This window comes from Mesorhizobium sp. P3_B5, assembly GCF_056402815.1.
Genome location: NZ_JBFUGR010000001.1, coordinates 709,999 through 726,856, shown reverse-complemented (window position 1 = coordinate 726,856; position 16,858 = coordinate 709,999). Strand labels below are relative to the sequence as shown.

At 64.6% G+C, this 16,858-nt stretch carries 18 protein-coding genes; 6 read left to right on the top strand and 12 right to left on the bottom strand.

The window, feature by feature from the left end; genetic code table 11:
• The first annotated feature begins 98 nt into the window (after window positions 1-98).
• Together AC1DVW_RS03575 and AC1DVW_RS03570 are read left to right on the top strand one after the other, a co-directional pair.
• Entirely contained in the window at window positions 99-569 is a 471-nt protein-coding gene (locus AC1DVW_RS03575) for an Lrp/AsnC family transcriptional regulator (RefSeq protein ID WP_477321188.1), read from the top strand.
• Between the two features lie 449 nt (window positions 570-1,018).
• The gene (locus tag AC1DVW_RS03570; protein ID WP_477321186.1) at window positions 1,019-1,558 is read left to right on the top strand and encodes a hypothetical protein; all 540 of its coding nucleotides are present in this window, start codon (window positions 1,019-1,021) and stop codon (window positions 1,556-1,558) included.
• Window positions 1,559-1,719: 161 nt separating this feature from the next.
• Here the strand turns inward: AC1DVW_RS03570 and AC1DVW_RS03565 are convergent, their stop codons facing one another.
• From AC1DVW_RS03565 to AC1DVW_RS03555, 3 genes are read right to left on the bottom strand one after another with little or no spacing between them, the layout of a single operon-like run.
• Window positions 1,720-2,886 carry an SdrD B-like domain-containing protein gene (locus tag AC1DVW_RS03565; protein WP_477321184.1) on the bottom strand — a complete coding sequence of 389 codons (1,167 nt, stop codon included), beginning with the start codon at window positions 2,884-2,886 and terminating at the stop codon, window positions 1,720-1,722.
• A complete protein-coding gene (locus AC1DVW_RS03560) occupies window positions 2,883-3,776 on the bottom strand; it encodes an HTTM domain-containing protein (RefSeq protein ID WP_477321182.1) in 894 nt (297 codons plus the stop codon). Before AC1DVW_RS03560 ends, AC1DVW_RS03565 begins: the two co-directional genes overlap by 4 nt.
• A complete protein-coding gene (locus AC1DVW_RS03555) occupies window positions 3,760-4,119 on the bottom strand; it encodes a hypothetical protein (RefSeq protein ID WP_477321180.1) in 360 nt (119 codons plus the stop codon). Before AC1DVW_RS03555 ends, AC1DVW_RS03560 begins: the two co-directional genes overlap by 17 nt.
• Before the next feature lie 337 nt (window positions 4,120-4,456).
• On the opposite strand from AC1DVW_RS03555, the gene AC1DVW_RS03550 reads away from it, so the two are divergent.
• A complete protein-coding gene (locus AC1DVW_RS03550) occupies window positions 4,457-4,822 on the top strand; it encodes a VOC family protein (protein WP_477321179.1) in 366 nt (121 codons plus the stop codon).
• 14 nt (window positions 4,823-4,836) lie between these two features.
• Here AC1DVW_RS03550 and AC1DVW_RS03545 read toward each other — a convergent pair whose 3' ends face one another.
• From AC1DVW_RS03545 to AC1DVW_RS03520, 6 genes are all read right to left on the bottom strand, one after another.
• Entirely contained in the window at window positions 4,837-5,799 is a 963-nt protein-coding gene (locus tag AC1DVW_RS03545) for a prohibitin family protein (protein ID WP_477242420.1), read from the bottom strand.
• A 512-nt stretch (window positions 5,800-6,311) separates the two neighbouring features.
• Window positions 6,312-6,683: a hypothetical protein gene (locus tag AC1DVW_RS03540; protein WP_477321177.1), complete on the bottom strand. Its 372-nt coding sequence runs from the start codon at window positions 6,681-6,683 to the stop codon at window positions 6,312-6,314.
• Between the two features lie 216 nt (window positions 6,684-6,899).
• Window positions 6,900-8,999 carry an EAL domain-containing protein gene (locus tag AC1DVW_RS03535; protein WP_477321175.1) on the bottom strand — a complete coding sequence of 700 codons (2,100 nt, stop codon included), beginning with the start codon at window positions 8,997-8,999 and terminating at the stop codon, window positions 6,900-6,902.
• A gap of 75 nt (window positions 9,000-9,074) precedes the next feature.
• Window positions 9,075-10,226 (bottom strand): M20 aminoacylase family protein, encoded by a 1,152-nt coding sequence (locus tag AC1DVW_RS03530; RefSeq protein ID WP_477321173.1) that lies wholly within the window; start codon window positions 10,224-10,226, stop codon window positions 9,075-9,077.
• A 16-nt stretch (window positions 10,227-10,242) separates the two neighbouring features.
• Window positions 10,243-11,472 carry a hydantoinase/carbamoylase family amidase gene (locus tag AC1DVW_RS03525; protein ID WP_477321171.1) on the bottom strand — a complete coding sequence of 410 codons (1,230 nt, stop codon included), beginning with the start codon at window positions 11,470-11,472 and terminating at the stop codon, window positions 10,243-10,245.
• Entirely contained in the window at window positions 11,469-12,677 is a 1,209-nt protein-coding gene (locus AC1DVW_RS03520; protein ID WP_477321169.1) for a diaminopropionate ammonia-lyase, read from the bottom strand. Before AC1DVW_RS03520 ends, AC1DVW_RS03525 begins: the two co-directional genes overlap by 4 nt.
• Before the next feature lie 101 nt (window positions 12,678-12,778).
• On the opposite strand from AC1DVW_RS03520, the gene AC1DVW_RS03515 reads away from it, so the two are divergent.
• Window positions 12,779-13,246, top strand: coding sequence for an Lrp/AsnC family transcriptional regulator (locus tag AC1DVW_RS03515; RefSeq protein ID WP_477321167.1), 468 nt, complete (start codon window positions 12,779-12,781; stop codon window positions 13,244-13,246).
• Between the two features lie 28 nt (window positions 13,247-13,274).
• Here the strand turns inward: AC1DVW_RS03515 and AC1DVW_RS03510 are convergent, their stop codons facing one another.
• Complete coding sequence (locus AC1DVW_RS03510) at window positions 13,275-13,871, bottom strand: YdeI/OmpD-associated family protein (protein WP_477321598.1); 597 nt, start codon at window positions 13,869-13,871, stop codon at window positions 13,275-13,277.
• 278 nt (window positions 13,872-14,149) lie between these two features.
• Between AC1DVW_RS03510 and AC1DVW_RS03505 the strand changes: the two genes are divergently transcribed.
• Entirely contained in the window at window positions 14,150-14,776 is a 627-nt protein-coding gene (locus AC1DVW_RS03505; protein WP_477321165.1) for a hypothetical protein, read from the top strand.
• 125 nt (window positions 14,777-14,901) lie between these two features.
• On the opposite strand, the gene AC1DVW_RS03500 is transcribed toward AC1DVW_RS03505, so the two are convergent.
• Entirely contained in the window at window positions 14,902-15,372 is a 471-nt protein-coding gene (locus tag AC1DVW_RS03500) for a cupin domain-containing protein (protein ID WP_477321163.1), read from the bottom strand.
• A 65-nt stretch (window positions 15,373-15,437) separates the two neighbouring features.
• Here AC1DVW_RS03500 and AC1DVW_RS03495 point away from each other — a divergent pair, with 65 nt between their 5' ends.
• Window positions 15,438-15,899 (top strand): MarR family winged helix-turn-helix transcriptional regulator, encoded by a 462-nt coding sequence (locus tag AC1DVW_RS03495; RefSeq protein WP_477242395.1) that lies wholly within the window; start codon window positions 15,438-15,440, stop codon window positions 15,897-15,899.
• Between the two features lie 40 nt (window positions 15,900-15,939).
• Here the strand turns inward: AC1DVW_RS03495 and AC1DVW_RS03490 are convergent, their stop codons facing one another.
• Window positions 15,940-16,842 (bottom strand): S1C family serine protease, encoded by a 903-nt coding sequence (locus tag AC1DVW_RS03490; protein WP_477242393.1) that lies wholly within the window; start codon window positions 16,840-16,842, stop codon window positions 15,940-15,942.
• Between the last annotated feature and the right edge of the window lie 16 nt (window positions 16,843-16,858).

Here is a 16,858-nt window from a genome sequence, read left to right as displayed (position 1 = left end):
TAGCCGCTTTGCGCTTGAACATTGTTCCTTTCTGTTATTCAAATAGCCGGAATTGAAGGACGAATGTCCGACCATTTAGCAATTTCAGGGAACGATTCATGCTTGATGCTCTCGACCGGAAGATCGTCGCCGCGCTTGAGCGCGATGCGCGAATCTCCTTTGCCGTGCTCGCCGAAGAGGTCGGCCTGAGCAAGACGCCGTGCTGGAAGCGGGTCAAGGCGCTGGAGGATGCCGGCATCATCCGCGGCTACACCACGCAGATCGATCCGGCAAAACTCGGCTTCGGCATCGAGGCCTTCATCCAGGTGTCGATCGATTTCGAGGTGTCGGACGCCTTCGAGGCGGCGGTGCAAAAGCACCCGCTGATCCGGCGCTGCCACGCCACAACAGGCGAGGCCGACTATCTGCTGCAGATCGTCACCGTCGACATGATGGCGCTGGACCGGATGCTGCGCGAAGAGCTCAGCCGCCTGCCCGGCGTACGCCGCACCATCACCTCGATGGCGATGCGCGAGATCAAGAGCGATATTTCGTTCGCCAATGCGGCTGCGCATGCGCTGAGGAGGTAAGGCGCACAAACCAGATGGTTTGAGACATTGGCGCAGCAGCCTGCCCGCCAGGGGTGAGATTGGCTGTCTCGGCGGCGAGCCCCTGACTTTTTTTGGGGTGGTCGAAAAACAGGCGTCGAAGCGGTTTATAGACCGGCACGGGGGTATGCGGATGGCGGATGTGGTCTCAATCAGAATCGGCGTGGAGCCTGCCGGGTCGGCAGGACGCTCAGGGTTTTTCGCATTGATGGCGAATGCCAATATCGCGCGCCATTCCTTCCTGCAGTTCAGGAGCATGCTGGCGGCGGCGCTGCTTGCCTCGACCATGCTGCTGCCAACAGCCATGGCAACCCGCGCGGCGTCGGTCCTGCCGGAGCCGCGAGACGGATTCCACCGGCCGATGGATCCGAAAGCCCAATTGCAAGAGGCCAACCGCGTTCTTCTGGCGCAAGTAAGCGGGAACGGCGGCAATGGTGGGAATGGCGGTAACGGCGGCAACGGTGGTAACGGCGGTAACGGTGGCAACGGCGGCAACGGTGGTGCCGGTGGAAATGGCGGCGACGGCGGTGCTGGAAATGGCGGCAATGGCGGCGCCGGTGGGAATGGCGGTGACGGCGGTGCCGGAAATGGCGGCGATGGCGGCGCCGGTGGGAATGGCGGCGACGGCGGTGCCGGAAATGGCGGCGACGGCGGTGCCGGAAATGGCGGCAATGGCGGCGCCGGTGGGAATGGCGGCGACGGCGGTGCCGGAAATGGCGGCGATGGCGGCGCCGGTGGGAATGGCGGTGACGGCGGTGCCGGAAATGGCGGCGATGGCGGCGCCGGTGGGAATGGCGGCGACGGCGGTGCCGGAAATGGCGGCTCCGGCGGTAATGGCAGCTCCGGCGGCAATGGAAGCTCAGGTGGCAATGGCGGCGGCCACAGCCATCACACCACCACCACCCCCGGCCGGTCGGACGGCGGCCGTTCCTGCGGAGTCTCCCAGACAACGTCTTGCTGACGCGGCTTGACCTCCTCAAAACCACCGGCGACGGCCGGAATGCAGCGTCAGGGTGCTGCGTAGACTTAGAGCAGTTCACCGTTTCATGGAACCGGCGAACCGCTCTAACTCTTTGTTTTGACGCAATTCCGGACGGAAAACCGCTGCGCACTTTTCCTGGAATTGCTCCAGCTACGGACCGGTGCGATAAGCGAAATCGTCGATCGCGGCCTGCCAGTAATGCTGCGTCCGGATCTCGAGCCGCGTGATGCGCCTATAGTCGGCTGCGAAGTAGACCAGCCCGTTCGCGGATAGCACAAACGAATCCTCATAGGCGGGCTCATCGCCCCGCCAGGCCTTCAGGACAAGCGTCTCGCCCTCCGCGCCGTCCCAGCCGGCGCCGAAATAGGCGCCCGTGAAATCGAACGGCTTGTCGCTGAACACCTGCGCGGGGTGGCCAGAGCTGTTGTAGGCGATGAATTCGCCCGACATGGTGGTGTTGATGTAGCCCGGGCCGTCGGTGAAGCGCTGGTGCATGGCGACGAGATTGTACCAGTCGAGCCCGCCATAGCCGGACGGAACCTCGAACACGCCCGACGTCGTCATGAGGTCGTCGAAGCCGACGACATGCTGGTTGGGCAGCGGCGCCTCGGCAGGTCTGCCTTTGTCCGAAAACGCGGAGAGCACCACCGGCGCCACGCCGACCACAATTTTGCGCCGCTGCGTCGCCCCGTCGGCCGAAAAATCGACCAGCCATTCGCCGGGCGCCGCGGCTGCGCTGAAGCGCCCATCCGGGCCGACCTTGGCGGCGGCAGTGACGCCGTCCGGCCCTATGAGGGAAACACGCGCCCCGGCGGTGACCACGCCGCTGATCGTCAGATCTGCCGCAAGCCCGACCGGGTGCGTCGTGCGCTGTGCGATCATGTCGCCCGGCGATCCAGGTGAAACGACATAGTCGCTTTCCTGCGAGGCGTTGCCGGTGGTGACGGAATAACCTGGCGGAGGCACGACCCGGAACGCGTAGTGGCCGGGATCGACAACTTCGAGATCGCGCTGGATGATCGACATCCGGAAGTTGGCGAAGCCGCTGACATTGGTCCATCTCATGATGGTGTCGCCCTTCGGCTTGCCGAGTTCGACAGCCACACGCGACATCGGCCGATCGCCGAGATCGTAGACGCCGTTCCGGTTGAGGTCGCGGAACACCAGCAGCGACGTGTTCATCTGGCCACCGTTGAAGGAACCCCATGCCCGCCTGGGATAATAGTTCTGCGCACTGCCGGCACGCGCCGCGCCGCAGACCATGGCCAGACCGATTGCCGCCGCGACGGCCGGGGAAAACAACAAACCACGCTTCACGAAATTTCCTCTTTAAATCCGGTTCCCTGGAGACGCGCGATGACCTTGTCGACGGCATCCGCATCGAAATAGGCAAGATAGAGCAACGCCATGGTGACGCTGAACGTATAGACCGGCAGCGTCAGATAGATGATGGCGTGGAAGGCCAGGCCCGGCAGCAGCAGATAGCGCCTCGTCGCGGCAAACGGCAGACCGAAGGCAAGGCAATATTCGAGCGCGACCACGGCGACGGACACGATCGTGGCGAGCCAGGCAAGGCTGGCTGGATAGTCCGAACCCGCGTAGTACCAGAGGAATATCGCCTCGATCCGCGCGCCGCTGAGAAAGGCGTAGCTCGACTTGTCGAAGGCGGCGAAGAAATAGAGCACCGAGAGTTGCAGCACGATCAGCCGCAGCCCCCACAGATTGCCGCGCTCTGCCGGCGGCGCAACGCCGGCGCGCTCGGCGCGCATCACCGAGAGGTAGCGGTCCAGCGAATAGGAGCGGCCGCAGGGGGTGAGCGCGATCAGCAGCGCTGTGACGGCAAGCAGATAGGCATGGTGGTGAGTCCAGGGTTCGCGACCGAGCTGGAAGCCAAAATAGTAATACATCGTCAGCCCGACCGCGCCCGTCCAGACGGCAGCGACGCGGCTGTGATAGCCGACGAAGAGCAGCACGGTCGCGACGAAGAAGTTGACGGCCAGAAACAGGCCCACCGGCGATTGGTCCATATAAAGCAGCAACTCGCCCGCCCAACGCGACCAGAACAGCGTTGCCAGGCCGATGCGGATCAAAGCGGACGAACGCGACGAGCCCTCCGAACAGACCGCCCAGTCGACGAAGCGTGCGGCAATAGCGTGCATCAGACGCCAGCCGGGCCAGTCAGCGATGGCGTCAGCCGGCGCATGCATTTTCGGCATCGGTATGGATGATCTGCCAGCCGCTGCGCGCCGCCTGCCGCGCGCGCACACGGATGTCGGCGCCCTGCCCGGCGGCCGTGCAGAGCCGCTTGATGACGGAAGCCAGTTCGTCGCGGCTTTCGATCCGCTTCAGCTTGCCGTCGCGGGGCGCGCCGAGCATCTCGAACCGGTCGAGCGGGACAAGCACGCCGTCGGGCCGGCGGATTTCGAAGGAAGCGTCGATCACGCCCATTCCGATCGCACTGAACATGGTCCAGGAGCGCAGCAATGCCGTTCGCACCCCGAAGACCTGCTCCGCGGCCGGACCGGCGATCATGAACGCGGCGATCGCCATGAATGCGAAAAACCGCAGGCGTCCTGCCGACACCCGCCCGGCAGACTCCGCACCGATTCTGATTGAGACAACATCCGCCACCCGCGCACCCCCGTTCAGATTATAGAACGGTTCAACGCCCGTTTTTCAAGCCACCCCAGAAAAAGTCAGGGCTCGACGAGCGACGCGAAGGAGTGCACATCAAGGCCCGGACATCATGCGCTCAAGCATTTGGTATAAGTCGCGCATCGCCCGAGCCGCTCTGTCGCGCATGTCCGATGAGCAGGATGCAGACGCCTTGCCGCAACTTGTCCCGCCAGCTATTTCTCGCGAGAGGCGTTTGTGAGGGAGCCTGCGGATGGTGTCCGTCCGGTATCTGGTCCGCGATGTCGAAGCGTCCATCGCGTTTTATACGAGCCATCTGGGCTTCGCGTTGAAGCAGCAATTCGGTCCGGCGATGGCCATCCTGACGCGCGGCGACCTCTCGCTCTGGCTCGCCGGCCCCATGGCGTCGGCCGCCAGGCCGATGCCGGACGGCCGGACGCCCGAGCCGGGCGGGTGGAACCGCATTGTGCTCGAAGTCCAGGACTTGCCGGCAATCGCCGCTGAGATGCGCGAGGCCGGCGCGCGGTTCCGCAACGAGATCGTCGAGGGTCCGGGCGGGCGGCAGATTCTTTGCGAAGACCCGTCCGGCAACGTCGTCGAGCTGTTCGAGCCCAGGTAGGTCGCGAGCCGCCCTCAGTTCGGCGCGACGGCCGGCGCGCTGAGTTCGAGGAACGGCACGGTCGAGCCCGGGATCATCGACGTCGGCAATTGCCCGTCCCACTTCTCGGCCTTGGTCAGCTCGACCAGCAGCGGGTTGTTGGCAAGGGCGGCGGCACGCGCCTTGATGGCTTCGGCCGTCGCCTCGCCTTCGACCCTGGTCTTGTAGGCGCTGGCCTCGGCTTCGGCCTTGACGCTGTCGGCGCGACCCTTGGCCTGGGTCACGGCAATGTCGGCCTTGATCTTTTCCTGCTGCAGGTTCTGTTCCTGCTTCTGGACTTCGACCTGCGCCGTCATCCTGGCTTCGACCGCCTGTTCATAGGCGTCGGAGAAGTCGATGTTTTCGACCTGGACGCTGTCGATCATCACCGGGCCGTCGGTCACCTTGGCGATGGCGTCGGCGACATCCTTGTTGAACTTCGCCCGGTTCTGGATCACCGACACCGCATCATACTGGCCGAACACGGTCTTGATCTCCTGCGGCGCCTTTCTGGCAATGACCCGATCGGCCAGCGCTTCGATCGAGCCGTAGTTGGTGTAGACGTTGCTGACCTCGGCCGCCGGGACGTGAAAATTCACGGTGACGCGCATGTCGGCGGGCTGCTGGTCGCGCGAATAGGCCTGCATGGCCGGCAGGCCGCTGCAATCATTCTCGTTTTCGCAACCCCATTTGATGACCTGCTGGCGCAGGCTGATCTTCTCAACGCGCTGCAGCCAGGGCAGCTTGAAATGCAGGCCGGGATCGACGACCGAACTCAGCGCGCCATTGGTCAACAGCACGCCGCGGTCGCCCTGGTCGATCGTGTACCAGGAACCGAGAACCGCAAAGACGGCCAACGCGATGACAACCAGTGCGATCAGGCCGGAGCCGATCGAGCGGGAAGCGACCGCCGCCACCCTGTTTTGCGGACGGTTCGAAGTGCCTTGCGTGTCGGTCATTGCCCACCCCCGTTTGATTGCCCATACCATGCATCGACCACGAGTGTGGCGGCAAGATTGCAATCATGTGGATATGGCGGACTTCTCGCGCCAGCTTTTGGCGTCAGGGATCAGCGGGATGGCTCTGACTGGTTTGTGGATTTGCCTGGCTCGTCCGTCATGGCCCGATCCTGCCCGGCGCGCTCCTCTTTCTGCCGCTCGGCGTCGGCTTTGCGCTTCGGGCAATCCTCAAAATCATGGTCGCGTGAGCCGCAATAGGAGCAGCATTTTGCCGGGGTGTCGGGGCGAAACATCGTGGCCATGCACAAGAATGCACGAAAACCCATCCGGTTGCAGCGCCCCTGACGAAGTTGGCTGGCTCAGTCCCGGCCGGCGCATCCATGCCTCGCGATCAGGAACCGCGGGGCGGCTTCCTGCTGTCTTGTCGGTGCCGTGCGGCCGCCAATCATCCGGCGTTGCCAACACCCAAGCCGGGGTCTGATCAACGTCGGGTCGTCGTGTCGGCAGGCGGATCAGTCGTCGCCGCCGCCCTCTCCGCCATCGCCGCCGCCGCCACCGCCATCACCGCCACCGCCACCGCCGCCACCCGCATGATCGCTGTTGTGATCGCCGCTCTCGTGATCGCCGCCTTCATCGTCACCCTGGTCGCCGTGATGCTCGCCTGTGGCGACGCCATCGCCATCGTGATCGTCGCTGCTGTCATCACTTTCCGTGGCGACATGTTCGTTCTCGCCAGTGGTGGTCGCGTCCTGGCTGTCATCATCCGGGATGGTGACCGTTAGTCCGCCTCCATGGTCGGAGACCTGGGTCGCGAACGCGTTCGTGGCCATAAAGACGCCCAGCAGGCCGATCGAGGTCGTTACCAGCAGAGGGAACTTTTTCATCGTCGTCTCCGATTTCGGCACGCCAGCCACTGTCACTGGCACCGGCTTTATCCTCCCGACCGAATTATGACGCCCTTAAACGGGTCGCATCAATTTTAGCAGTTGCTTATTTTCTGCCGATGCGGCCGCGCGATGCTGAAGGCCAGGCGAACATGAAGCTTGCGCTTCGATCGAAGCCTGACCACCCCCGGGGGCGCGCCTCAAGCGACCGGCCAGCTACGCTTGCCGCCGCTCCGGCACAGCCACCTGGGCGGTCGCACGGGAGACGATCGCCTCCAGCGGCTCGGGCCGGTGCAGCAGAAATCCCTGGCCGGAGTCGACCCCCATATCCCTCAGCATGTCGAGCGCGGTCTGCTGTTCGATCTTCTCGGCCACCACGGAACAGCCGAGGCTTCTGGCGATGCTGGTGATGGCCAGCACGATCTCGCGGTCGAAGCGGCTTTGCACGATGTGTTCGATGAAGGAGCCGTCGATCTTGATCGTGTCGACGGGAAAGCGCCGGAGATATTCGAACGAGCTCATGCCGGCGCCGAAATCGTCGAGGCTGACGCGGCAGCGCCGCTCGCGTGCCTTGCGTACGAACTGTTCGGCGGCGTCGAAATTGGTGACGGCCGCGGTTTCGGTGATCTCGAAGCCGATGCCGCAATGCGGCACCCCGGTCTCATCGATGACGCTGTCGACGAAATCCCAGAGCTGCGGGTCGCTCAGCGTCTGCGCCGACAGGTTGAAGCCGAGGGTCAGCACGCCCGCTTTCAGCGCTGGTCCGTAAACCGAGAGCGCCTTCCTGATGATCCAGCGATCGAGCCGCGAGGCAATGCCAAAACGCTCGGCGACCGGGATGAACTCGACCGGCGAGATCAGCTTGCCGTTGCGCCCGATCAGCCGCGCCAGAACCTCGACATGGCGGCTCTGTTCCCACGGCTGTCCAAGCAGATGGATTTCCTGGCCGAACAGTTTCAGCCTGCCGTCTTCCATGGCATCGACGGTGTCGGCGGCGACGCGCGCCGCGTTGAGGCCGCCGGAGCCCGATGCCGTCTCGACGGAAAACACCGCAAAGCGATTGCGCCCGGCAGCCTTGGCCGCGTAGCAGGCGTCGTCGGCGCAGGCCAGCGCATCGGCGACCGTGGTGTTGACGTCATCGACAAAGCTGATGCCGATGCTGGCCGCGAGCTTGCGCGACGCGGCCGCCGGTCCGAGGTCGGCATCGCGAACCGCCGCGAGAACAGCAGCGGCCAGCGTCTCGGCCTGCGCGGTATCGCAGTTCGGGACGAGCAGCGCGAACTCGTCGCCGCCCAGCCGTGCGGCATGTGCCGATGGCGGCAGACGGCGGACAATGCCGTCGGCAACGCTCTTCAGCGCCAGATCGCCGGCGGCGTGGCCGGCGAAGTCGTTCAGCGCCTTGAAGTAGTCGAGGTCGACATAGAACACCGCCAGCGGCAGCCGGCGCACCGTGGCGATATGGTCGGCCAACAGCCTGTCGAAGGCGGTGCGGTTCAAAAGACCGGTCAGCGCGTCGTGGTGCGCCGCATGGGCGAGCTCCTGTTCGCGCAGCTTGGCCTCGGTGATGTCGCGCACGGTGCCCAGGATCTGGCCGGCCGAGCCGGTGGCGATGAAGCGCACCAGCGATTCCACATGCCGGATTTCGCCGTCGCGCTTGATAATGCGATATTGCGAGGCGATGACGGCATCCGAGCCGACAGGCACCTGGTGGGCCTGCTCGGTGACTTCCTTGTCCTCGGGATGCAGATAGGTGTGCCAGAGATCGGCCGTCACCTCATCGGTGTCGGAGGCGAGCCCGTAGATCTCGCGGGTGCGCTCGTCCCAATAGCTTTTGCTGGCATCGATGTCGTGATGCCAGATGCCGGTGCCGCTGGCGGCGAGCGCCAGGCGAAAGCGGATATTGACCTGTTCGAGCTGGGCTTCCGCGGCCTTCTGCCTGGTGATGTCGGTCTGGACACCCATCAGCCTGACCGGCTTGCCGGCGGCATCATGCTCGACCACGCCACCGCGATCCAGCACCCAGACCCAGTGACCGTCCTTGTGCCGCAGCCTGAGCTCGGTCTCGATCGAGGGCGTCAGGCCGGCAATGTGGCGGTCGCCGCTGGCCTGCGCCCGCTCGCGGTCGTCGGGATGGGTCAGTTTCAGCCAGAGATCGCTGCTGTTGGCCAGTTCGCCATCGTCATAGCCGAGCATGCGCGACCAGGTCGGCGAGTAGAAGCAGTCGCCGCTCGCGATATCCCAGTCCCAGACGCCAAGATGGGCGCGCTCGAGCGCCAGCGCCCAGAACTCCCCGTTGCGTGTTTTCTGTTTGGCCATGCCCTGGCTTTGCCCGCCCTTTTGCGGCCAATGTGCACAAAACCAGAGAAGAAACCGTTACCTTGGACTGGCGCCTCAAACGCCAGGCAAGCGCTGGCGCGCAATCGCCGCATGGAAGCGGGCGCCGTGCAGCAGGCCGTCATCGTTGAAATCGTAGGACGGGTTGTGCAACGGCGCGGAGTTACCGTTGCCGAGGAAGACGAAGCATCCCGGCACATGGTCGAGGAAGCGGGCAAAATCTTCCGAGCCGGTCATCGGTTCCGCAGCGATGCCGACGGCGTCGGCGGCCAGCACACTCCTGGCAGCGGCGAACGCCTCGTCGACCATGGCCGCATCGTTGACCAGCGGCACGAATTCGCGCGTGTAGGTGACCTCGGCCGCGACGTTGTAGGCCTGCGCCGTTCCTTCAGCGATGCTGCGCATCTGTTTTTCGATCTCGGCGCTGACCTCGGGGCGAAAACTCCTGGCATCGCCCAGGATGCGCGCCAGGCCGGGCAGCGCGTTGCGGGTGCCGTCGGTGATCAGCTCGGTCACCGAGACGACGCCGATATCGGCCGGACTCAGCCGGCGCGAGACGATGGTCTGCAGCGCGGTGACCAGTGCGCAGGCGGCGACCAGCGTCTCGCTGCCGGAATGCGGCCGCGCCGCATGGCCGCCGACGCCTTTCAGCACGATCTCGAAATTGTCCTCGGCCGACATGAACGAGCCAACGCGGGTCTCGAAATGGCCGACCGCCAGACCCGGCATGTTGTGCAGGCCAAAAATCTCCTCGAAGGGAAAGCGCTGCAGAAGGCCGTCGTCCAGCATGGCGAGCGCACCCCTGCCCCATTCCTCGGCCGGCTGGAAGATGAAGCGCACCGTGCCGTCGAAGCCGCCTTCGGCGGCCAGCAGTTTTGCGGCGCCGAGCAGCATCGAGGTATGGCCGTCATGGCCGCAGGCATGCATGGTGCCAGGCGTCTGCGAGCGATAATCTTGAGTGCCCTGTTCGGCGATGCGCAAGGCATCCATGTCGGCGCGCAATGCAATCGCCCGGTTGCCGCTGCCGCGCGTCAGCGTGCCGACGACGCCGGTGCCGCCAATGCCCTCGGCGACCTCCAGCCCAAATTCGCGCAGTTTTTTGGCGACGAAAGCCGAGGTGCGCTTCTCCTCGAAACCGAACTCGGGATGGGCATGCAGATCCTGCCGCCACGCGGTCATCTCCAGATGAAGTGCGTTGAGATCGGTCATCCCGAGCCCCCTTCTCTTACGACGCAAGCCTGGCGGCGACGCCAAGCAGGATGTTCGCCCCGGCGATCAGTTCGCCGTCGGCGGTGAATTCCGCCGGGTTGTGGCTGATGCCGCCCCGGCTCGGCACGAAGATCATGGCAGACGGCGCGATCCGCGCAATCATCTGCGCATCATGCCCGGCGCCCGACGTCATGCGCCGGCACGAGAGGCCATGAGCCTTCGCCGTTGCCTCGATGAGTTCGACAATACGGCTGTCAAAGATGACAGGCTCGAAGCGCGCCAGCCGCTCGACCGCGATTGTGACGCCCGTGTTTTCGGCGAGCGCATCGAGATAGGAAGCCAGCGCGGCTTCCTCGGCCTGCAGGCGATGCTCCTGGGGATCGCGCAGGTCGATGGTGAAGCTTGCCCGCGACGGGATGACGTTGATGGCGTTCGGTTCGAAGGCGATGGTGCCGACCGTGGCTACCGCCGATGGCGAAGCACTGGCGCAGTCCTGCAGGAAGGTGACGACGCGGGCGGCAGCGGCGCCGGCATCGCGGCGCATCGACATCGGCGTGGTGCCGGCATGGTTGGCGACGCCGTCGATGGTGACGCGCTGCCAGGAAATGCCTTGCAGGTTCTCGACCGCGCCGATGGCCACACCTTCGCGCTCCAGCGCCGGGCCTTGCTCGATATGCAGCTCGACATAGGCATACGGCTTGAGGAAACCGGGCTCGTGCATGCCGGCGTAGCCGATGCGTTCGAGTTCCTGGCCGAGCACCGAGCCATCGGTGCCGACCGCTGCAAGTGCTTCCTCCACGCCGATGCCGCCAGCAAAGACCAGCGAGCCCATCATGTCAGGCGAATAGCGCACGCCCTCCTCATTGGTGAAGGCGGCGACGACGATCGGACGTGCCGGCGCAAAGCCGGCCTCCTTCAGGCTCACGATTGCTTCCAGCCCGGCGAGCACGCCATAGCAACCATCATAGATGCCAGCATCGATCACGGTGTCGATGTGCGAGCCGAGGAGGATGGGAGCCTGATCCTGATTTCCGCTGTCCTTCCAGATGCCGAAGATGTTGCCGATGCGGTCGACGGCCACCTCCAGCCCGCTCCCCCTGAGCCAGCCGACGAAGCGGTCGCGGCCAATCCCGTCCATGTCGGAAGCCGCGAGGCGAACGAGCCGGCCTTGCGCATCGCGGCCAAGCGAGCCGAACTCGCGAATGCGGGCGAGCAGGCGGCCGGAATTGATGGCCGGGTTGCTCATGCCGTTTGTCCGACCTGCGCCTTGGCTACATCTTCCGGCTTGAGCCCGACCAGTTCGGCATAGCGGCCGGGATCAGTGGCGCCCTCGGTGTTGATGACCAGCACACGGGAGTTGGCGTCGAGGCCAAGGGCTGACCGCATCTCAGGAGCCGCCAGAGCGTGGATCAGTCCCGCCAGTCCGGCCCCGCCGCTCTCGCCGGAGACGATTGCGGGATCGCTGCCCAAAGGCCGCGCCAGGCGGTTCATCACCGCGACCGCATCCTCTTCGTCCACCGTCATGAAGACGTCGGCAACCCGCACCAGCACCCGCCAGGCCAGCGGCGAGGCCTCGTAGCATTCGAGCATCGCCATCACCGTCGGTGCATCATGGGCGATCTTCACCGGATGCCCAGCCTTGGCGGTGGCGAAGATGCAGGCGGCACGCGCCGGCTCGACCACGACGACTGTCGGTCTGCGCTCGCCAAACAGGACGGTCAAATGGCCGGCAACGGCCGCTGCAAAGCCGCCGACGCCGGCCTGCAGGAAGACATGCGTCGGCGGCCGGGCGAGATGGCGAAGTACCTCGCGCACCATCACCGTATAGCCTTGCATGACCAACCCCGGAATGCGCTCATAGCCCGGCCACGAGGTGTCGGAGACAACGGTCCAGCCCCGCTCGGCGGCAACCCTTGCGGCCTCCACCACGGACTGGTCGTAGCTGCCGTCGACCCTGATCATCTCGGCGCCGACGCGGGCGATCGCGGCGACGCGTTCGTCGCTGACGCCTGAATGGACGAAGATGACCGACCGGGCGCCGACCAGTTGCGCGCCTTGCGCCACCGAGCGGCCGTGATTGCCATCGGTCGCGCAGGCGAAGGTCATGCCAGCGGCGACCGCCGCCACTTCGGGCGCATGCAAGTCGCCAATGTCGACGCCGCGGCCTAGCCGTTTTGCGGCCTCCTCCAGCACCAGCCGGATGACGGCATAGGAGCCCCCCAGCGCCTTGAAGCTGCCGAGCCCGAGCCGAAAGCCTTCATCCTTGACATGGATGGAGCCCAACCCGAGTTCGGCCGCCAGCGCATGCAAAGAGTGCAGCGGCGTTTCCGCATGGTTTTGCCGCTCAGCCAAGAAGCGTTCGGCCTCTTCGGCCTCGACCACGCCCAGCGTCGTGGCATCGGCCGGATCGAGCGGCGTGCGATGTTCAGGCAAGGTGTTGAGCAAAAACATGGGTGTCGGATTCCTCGTTGCCTTATGTCTATTGCAACAAGGGCGAGAGTTGCGCTCTGTTTGGGTCCTGCGAATGCAAGTTTGTTTCGTCAGGAGCGGAAATGCCGCAAAGCCTCGACAGTTTCGACCGCGCCATCCTCGCCATCCTGCAGAAGGACAACACGACGCCGCAGCGGCTGATCGGCGAGGCCGTCAACCTCTCGGCGCCGGCCGTGCAAAGGCGGATCCGGCGCATGGAGGAGACGGGTGTCATCCGCGCCAATGTCGCCCTGGTCGACCCGGCCAAGGTCGGCCATCCGATCACGCTGTTCGTCGAGGTGGAGGTGGTCAGCGAACGCGCCGCGCTGATCGACGCTGCCAAGCGCGACTTCGCCTCGGTGCCCGAGGTGCAGCAATGCTACTATGTGACAGGCGAAGCCGACTTCATCCTCGTCGTCACCGTGGCGACGATGGCCGACTACGAGGCGCTGACGAGGCGGCTGTTCTTCGAAAACAACAACGTCAAGCGTTTTCGCACTTTTGTCGCCATGGACCGGGTCAAGGTCGGGTTGCAGGTGCCGGTGGGGTGAGCAGCCACCGAACCGATCGAGCCGGGCGTCATTTTTTGCCCTGCGGGTAGATCGTCTCGCCGCGCTTCAACATCTCGACGAAGGTCTCGATCTTTTTCTTGCGACCGGCCTCGGTCTTCATGTTGTGGGTGCGGAAGGCGAGCGCGAAACGGTTCTGGGCGCTGAGCTTTCCCAGCATCTCCTTTGCTCTCGGCTCGGCGTCGATGGCGGCCTGCAAATCGTCGGGGATTTTCATGTCCTTGCTGCGATAGGCACGCGCCCAGCGGCCGTCGGCCTTGGCGGCGTCGACCTGTTTCAGCCCATGCCCGGTCATGCGGCCCTCCTCGATTAGGCGGGCGACATTGTCGATGTTGATCTGGCTCCAGATGCTCTTCTTGCCACGCGGCGTATAGCGCTGCAAAAAGCTCTTGTCGTCAAAACCCTTGCGCACCGCGTCGATCCAGCCCCAGCACAGCACGACATCGATGGCCTCTTTCGGCGTGATCGACGGCAGGCCGGAACCCAGTTTGTAGACCTTGATCCAGACCTCGGTCTCGGTGTCGTGGTGTTTGGCGAGCCAGGCGTAGAAACTGGCCGCGTCGGGGAATTCGTGGACCTTGTCGAGATCGACCTTGACCGGCGCCATCAGAGGAGCGTCCACGTCTCGATTGTCGTCATCGTTCTGGTGCCTCCGGTGCCGCTGTGGTCCGAATGCAGGCTTAGCGAAACGAACCCTCCCCAACAAGCGGAGCCTGCCAGTCCAATCCGATGAGGCAGGATCAGGAACCACCGTCGCGTTCCTTCCCACCCCCTTCTGTCCTGCCAACGCCCATGGTGGTTCTTCCCGCCATGATGTAGCTTCTGCAAAATCTTCTATCCCTATGTTTTTGTTCCGGACATCTCACCCTCACCTCGGGAAATGCCATGCGATCGATGCTCCTCGGCCTCGCCCTGCTGCCGGCAAGTTGTCTGCTCTCCGGCGCTGCACTCAGCGAGCCGATCGAAACCCAGAAAATCATCACCGCGGCCACCGGCGACTGGAACGGCGACGGCGCCATCGACCTGGCAATAATCGTCGAGACCGAACCCGGCAGTGCCATGGACATGCATTTTTTCCTCAGGGACAAGGAACACAATTTCCTCAAGCCTGCCGGCACCGTGCAGGAGCAGATCTATGGCGAATGGAACGGCTATGACCGGCCGGGCTATGAGGCGTCATACATCGAGCCGGAGCTGACCGCGCTGCCGAACGGCTCGATCAAGCTCTCCATACCGGGCATACCGATGAATGGCGCGCGGACCGACCAGACGCTGACCATTGCATGGCGCAACGACGCCTTCGTCGTCGCCGGCTTTGCCTATGACTATCACGACTACATGAAGGACAATGTCGCCAGCGACTGCGACTACAATCTGCTGACCGGCAAGGGCAAAAGCAGCAAGATGCAGCCGGATGGCACGAGAGTGCACAGGACGGTGGCAGTCGAAGGCAAGGTCGTCCCGTTTGCCACATGGGACAGCGGGGCCAGCGTTACCGATTGCGGGGAGTGAGCAGCCGGTTCGCGAAGCGAATTCATCGTGCCAGTGGCACATGAAAGGCCAGCGAACGCCGGGACGCCGCGCAGCAGCGGGGACCCGGCAGGCGGACACCGAGCCCTTCGCCGGCTCAGGGAAAATCAGGCCTTCGGTGCAGCCGGCGTCAGCCCGTGGCGGTGCATGATCTCCATCATCTTGGCCTTGTCCGGCGGGCCGCCGGCGGCGGCGTAGAACATGGCGAAGATCTCGCGGAAGTAGTCCGGGCCAATCGCCGCCGGTGTGACGACGCACAGCACCTTCGCGTCGAGGGTGCCATTGTTGTCGAACCGGTGCACGGCGCCGCGTGGAATACACAGCGCCTCACCCGGTCCGACCTCGATCGGCTTGCCGTCGACGGTCCAGGTCAGCACGCCTTCAATGCCGTAGATCGTCTCTTCATAGTGATCATGGCTGTGCGCCGGCGCCAGCAGACGCATTGCGCTGGCCACCTTCAACTCGAAGGCGGCGACGCTGCCGTTCGAACTGTCGCCCGTCACCAGGAAGCGGATCGATAGCCACTTGTCGCCGATGGTCTCGTCGGCTGGATTGATGTGAAGATCTATGACGGACATTGCGCAAACCCCTCCGGTAAATTACATTTACTGGCTATTAGTAAACTCAATTTACCGGATCGTCAATGGCCACCGCAACCGAAGTTCTCCAGACCAAGACCCAGGACCTGCTGATCGGCGCCCTGCTGCGTGTGCCGGCGCAGGCGATCCAGCGCCGTCTGATCAAGGAGCTCAACGCCGCCGGTTTCGACGAATTGCGCCTGCCGCATATGGCGGTGCTGCAGTTCCCGGGGCCGGACGGCGCGCGCCCCGGCGCCATCGCCGAGCGCGCCGGCATGAGCAAACAGGCCATCAACCAGCTGCTCAGCAGCCTCGAAGGCTACGGCTATATCGTCCGATCCGATATTTCCGGCGAAGGTGGCGCGCGCGTGGTGCGGTCCACCGAACGCGGCCACGCTGCCTTCTGGAAGATGGTCGACATCCTGCGCGACATCGAGGAGGAGTGGCGCGCCGAACTTGGTCCGGAGCGCTTCGCCCAACTCAAGGCATTGTTGTTCGTCGTCTGGGAAAGTCCACTGGTGAAGTGAGGCGCGGCCTTCCCTTCTCCCCTCGTGGAAGGGGAGCGACCTACTGCAAATGCGGCTTCTTGAGAAAGCTGTTGCGGTCGGCTGACTTGATGCGCAGCCAGGTGTCGCGGCCGTCGCGCACCACGCGCAGCGGGATTTCCGCTCCGGCCGGGTTCTGCCACAGCTTGCGATAGAAATCGGCGAGACCGTCGACCTCGCCGTCGCGCACGTCCGAGATGATATCGCCCTGGCGCAGACCGGCCTTGGCGGCGGGGCCGCCGGCGGCGACGCTCATCACCACCACCGCGCCATTGTTTTCGGCGGAGAAGGCGCCGAGCCAGGGCCGCGGCGGCTTGGCCACCTGGCCGCGGGTCAGGAGGTCGTCGAGGATGGGCGGCAAGAGATTGATCGGCACCACCATGTTGATGTCGGCGACCTCGCCGTTGCGGCTCATCTGCAGCATCAGCGAGCCAATGCCGAGCAACGAACCGTCCTCGCCGATGAGGGCGGCGCCGCCCCATGACGGGTGGGCGGGCGCGATGAAGATCGCCTCGTCGAGCAGATATTCCCAATAGCCGGCGAATTCCTGCTTGGTGACGATGTGTGCGTTGACCGAGCGACCGGTGCCGTCGGCCAACACCACGGGATCGCCGACCTTGGCTTTGCCGGCGTCGCCGAGCGCCAGCGCCGGCAGGCCGAGCGGAGCGAGTGCCTGAACCAGGCCAAACCCGGTCTCCTGGTCATAGGCCAGCGCATGCGCCGGCACGACACGACCGTCCTGGGCAGTCAGCCAGACCTCCTCCGCCTCGGTGATCAGATAGCCGATTGTCAGCACCAGCCCATCCGGGCGGATGACGACGCCGCTGCCCTCGCGGCGGGTGCCCAGCGCCGATGCCGTGAAGGCGTCTTCGGGGATCGAGGCGCGCACGGCCACGATGGAGCGCAGATTGGGATCGATGGTCATGCTTTTTGTCCTGGGT

What these genes read in the sequence shown, in the direction of transcription:
- AC1DVW_RS03575 (WP_477321188.1), top strand. Translation starts at nt 99, where the DNA reads ATGCTTGATGCTCTCGACCGGAAGATCGTCGCCGCGCTTGAGCGCGAT.
- AC1DVW_RS03570 (WP_477321186.1), top strand. Translation starts at nt 1,019, where the DNA reads ATGGTGGGAATGGCGGTAACGGCGGCAACGGTGGTAACGGCGGTAACG.
- AC1DVW_RS03560 (WP_477321182.1), bottom strand. Translation starts at nt 3,776, where the DNA reads ATGCATGCGCCGGCTGACGCCATCGCTGACTGGCCCGGCTGGCGTCTG.
- AC1DVW_RS03555 (WP_477321180.1), bottom strand. Translation starts at nt 4,119, where the DNA reads ATGGCGATCGCCGCGTTCATGATCGCCGGTCCGGCCGCGGAGCAGGTC.
- AC1DVW_RS03550 (WP_477321179.1), top strand. Translation starts at nt 4,457, where the DNA reads ATGGTGTCCGTCCGGTATCTGGTCCGCGATGTCGAAGCGTCCATCGCG.
- AC1DVW_RS03545 (WP_477242420.1), bottom strand. Translation starts at nt 5,799, where the DNA reads ATGACCGACACGCAAGGCACTTCGAACCGTCCGCAAAACAGGGTGGCG.
- AC1DVW_RS03540 (WP_477321177.1), bottom strand. Translation starts at nt 6,683, where the DNA reads ATGAAAAAGTTCCCTCTGCTGGTAACGACCTCGATCGGCCTGCTGGGC.
- AC1DVW_RS03535 (WP_477321175.1), bottom strand. Translation starts at nt 8,999, where the DNA reads ATGGCCAAACAGAAAACACGCAACGGGGAGTTCTGGGCGCTGGCGCTC.
- AC1DVW_RS03530 (WP_477321173.1), bottom strand. Translation starts at nt 10,226, where the DNA reads ATGACCGATCTCAACGCACTTCATCTGGAGATGACCGCGTGGCGGCAG.
- AC1DVW_RS03525 (WP_477321171.1), bottom strand. Translation starts at nt 11,472, where the DNA reads ATGAGCAACCCGGCCATCAATTCCGGCCGCCTGCTCGCCCGCATTCGC.
- AC1DVW_RS03520 (WP_477321169.1), bottom strand. Translation starts at nt 12,677, where the DNA reads ATGTTTTTGCTCAACACCTTGCCTGAACATCGCACGCCGCTCGATCCG.
- AC1DVW_RS03515 (WP_477321167.1), top strand. Translation starts at nt 12,779, where the DNA reads ATGCCGCAAAGCCTCGACAGTTTCGACCGCGCCATCCTCGCCATCCTG.
- AC1DVW_RS03510 (WP_477321598.1), bottom strand. Translation starts at nt 13,871, where the DNA reads ATGGCGCCGGTCAAGGTCGATCTCGACAAGGTCCACGAATTCCCCGAC.
- AC1DVW_RS03505 (WP_477321165.1), top strand. Translation starts at nt 14,150, where the DNA reads ATGCGATCGATGCTCCTCGGCCTCGCCCTGCTGCCGGCAAGTTGTCTG.
- AC1DVW_RS03500 (WP_477321163.1), bottom strand. Translation starts at nt 15,372, where the DNA reads ATGTCCGTCATAGATCTTCACATCAATCCAGCCGACGAGACCATCGGC.
- AC1DVW_RS03495 (WP_477242395.1), top strand. Translation starts at nt 15,438, where the DNA reads ATGGCCACCGCAACCGAAGTTCTCCAGACCAAGACCCAGGACCTGCTG.
- AC1DVW_RS03490 (WP_477242393.1), bottom strand. Translation starts at nt 16,842, where the DNA reads ATGACCATCGATCCCAATCTGCGCTCCATCGTGGCCGTGCGCGCCTCG.